The 2,664-nt window shown below is 42.5% G+C and carries 3 protein-coding genes; 2 read left to right on the forward strand and 1 reads right to left on the reverse strand.

What is annotated here, in order from left to right; genetic code table 11:
• Window positions 1–288 precede the first annotated feature (288 nt).
• Window positions 289–564, forward strand: a complete 276-nt coding sequence (locus tag PX636_RS02235) for a hypothetical protein (protein WP_002768833.1) — start codon at window positions 289–291, stop codon at window positions 562–564.
• A gap of 271 nt (window positions 565–835) precedes the next feature.
• Here the strand turns inward: PX636_RS02235 and PX636_RS02240 are convergent, their stop codons facing one another.
• Window positions 836–1,993 carry an NAD(P)/FAD-dependent oxidoreductase gene (locus PX636_RS02240; protein ID WP_288116095.1) on the reverse strand — a complete coding sequence of 386 codons (1,158 nt, stop codon included), beginning with the start codon at window positions 1,991–1,993 and terminating at the stop codon, window positions 836–838.
• A gap of 121 nt (window positions 1,994–2,114) precedes the next feature.
• Between PX636_RS02240 and PX636_RS02245 the strand changes: the two genes are divergently transcribed.
• Window positions 2,115–2,664: Uma2 family endonuclease (locus tag PX636_RS02245; RefSeq protein ID WP_288116096.1), on the forward strand; the 550-nt coding region annotated here is incomplete at its 3' end.

Here is a 2,664-nt window from a genome sequence, read left to right on the forward strand (position 1 = left end):
AATTCTCCTCAAATATGCCTGAATCGTGGGTAGGCAACTCAGATAAAGTTCATTTTGTCAAGGATTGTCTAAGATGAGCTTACCCTGAATTTCCTTACTATATTTTGTGTTTTTTGTCAAGAGGTTTTTAGGGTTTTAGTAAAGATATGACGGTAAGATTCGAGAAGATAGGACTGTTTTGATGACAACTATTATTGATAGAATCGATAGAATAACGAGAGGAAAGCTTGATTGTTTGCCTCAACCGACAATTTTTAATTGTTAATAAACTTTGACCAGACCCTAACTATGAATGAACCACCTAATAGCGCTGGCGATGAAATCCAATTACCCCGGGGAGAAAGAGTTGACCAGCTAAGAAATCTCATCGAAACCCTACGCATTGCCGATGAAGTGGCCAATCGCGGTTATTTGATTACCAGCGCCGAAGTGGCCGATTTAATGGATATTAATCCAGGTGCCGTTACCAGTCGCGGCGACCATTGGCCGTGGCGAAATTGGGTAATCTCCCGGGTCAGACGCGAGGGAAACCAAATTCTTTGGCAGTTGGAAAAAGTCGATTAGGATTAATTGCAACCATCAGTTAATTTCTCTCTTAACTTTTGTCAATTAGCAATTAGGGTTTGCTAAATAAATCTAAAAACCTTGTTGGGTAAGACTTTTAGACTTTTGGTCAATCAAAAAGTCCCAGATCTGGGAGGGATCGGGGGGAAAATCCCTGGACTTTTTCCCTGAAAATTAGGTAATTTACCAGATGAAAATGGGTAAAAACCTACACCCCACACCCCACACCCCACACCCCACACCTCACACCCTGTCCCCACGAAAAACTTTTTCAGCAAACCCTAATTATCTCGTCATTTTCCCCCAGCAGATGACGTGCGAAACGTCGGGCTAGGGGCGGAGCCGATACAATTGTACTGGTAAAGCCAGAAAATACCTGCAATCCCAGTTTATCTGCGATCGCTCCCACTAGAGGCCGTCCCGAGGGGGCAAAGGCCACTAGGCAATGATGACAGCTGCCGGGGAGAGAGGCTAAAGAGGGCAGCAATGTCCCCACGGCGGCGCGTATTGCTTTTTCCCCCGTCAGAGGGTTTAAACTCCCGCCTGGATCGGTGATAATGGCGCTAATTTGCCCTAGATAAAGACTTTGATCCCGGAATTGTACCGCCCCCGTTTCTAAAACACTGGCAATTATTTCTGGGGTTTCTCTCTGCCAAATGCCCTGCTTTTCTAGTTGGGTGATTTTTTGCTCTAATACCAATCTGGCAGGAATTGCAGGCATAACTAGGGTGTTTAATTTGATCTCAGTGGGGGGAATTTTGATCACCTGGGCATGGGTAAAATAGACGGGAGCAGCAATACCGGATTTTTGCAGTAAAGACCGGGTTAATCCCCCGGCACAGACGATAGTTTCCCCAGCAGAATAATTATTTTTAGGAGTTTTTACGCCGGTAATTCTCGATGCAGTTTCAATTAATTCGATGACAGCTTCCCGAATAATCGTGCCTCCCAGACGCAGAAAAGCTTGTTGATAGGCAAGATTAGTTTTTTCGGCGTTAATGTGACCGTGGGGCAGTCGTAAAACTCCGGAGATAGCTGCGGGATTTAATAGAGGTTCTAAAGCGATCGCTGCTTGCGGATCGAGAATTTCGGGGGTAATAGCAAAGATAGCAAATTTTTCGGCCACAGCGACTGGATCATCTTCGGGGTTCACGGTGAGAATTAGCTCTATGTCCCGGTATTCGTTATCTATGCCCAATTCCTGCGATAAATTGCGCTGAATTTCTCGACCTTCTTGATATAATTTTCTCTGGATTTCTGTGGTGGCCGACCAATAGGCTAAACCCCCGTAACTGTAGAAAGTGGCGTTGAGGGGATGGGTTTCTTTTTCTAATAAGAGGACTCGACTGCCTAGGTTAGCTAGTTCATAACTTAAGGCAGAACCGGTGATACCACCACCGATAATTATGTAATCATAAGTTGTGGTCATAATTGGGCTAATTTTTTCTCAATTAATCTATTCTATCATTATACTTGCTCAGTTCCCTGGTTCTGATTTAAGCAATAATTGCTATAATTAGAGAAAAAGTTCAAAGCGGGATAGGATAACTATGCAACAGCTAGAAACTAGGGGGATAACTGACTCATGGATTAAAGGTAGTTGGGAAGAATACTTAGAAGCAATTAAAAACTTCCCAGAGAATCAAGGAAAAAGTTATTATTACAATGGCTATTATCGATTAGAAATGACTCCTATTGGATTTGAACACGCTAGAGATCATCATGTTGTCTTTTTGGGGGTGAGTCTCTACGCTATCCTCAAAGAAATTCCTTTTCAAGGACTCCCTACTTGTTCCTATCGCAAAAGAGGAATTAGAGAAGTGCAGCCAGATATATCTTACTATCTAGGAGAGAAAGCGAATCTGATACCAAATGGGACTTCGATTATTGATTTAAATCAGTATCCTCCACCAGATTTAGTCATTGAAATCTCAAAATCTACCCTCAATGATGACTTAGGTAATAAACGCTTACTCTACGAAGAATTAGGGGTTAGTGAATACTGGAGTGTTAAGGTAGATGATCCTCAAATATTCGCTTTTGAAATAATCGATCGAGGTAGCAAAAGAATTGATATATCAAAGGTTTTACCTAATTTAA

Source organism: Microcystis sp. M53598_WE2 (assembly GCF_030067735.1).
Taxonomy (GTDB): Bacteria; Cyanobacteriota; Cyanobacteriia; order Cyanobacteriales; family Microcystaceae; genus Microcystis; species Microcystis aeruginosa.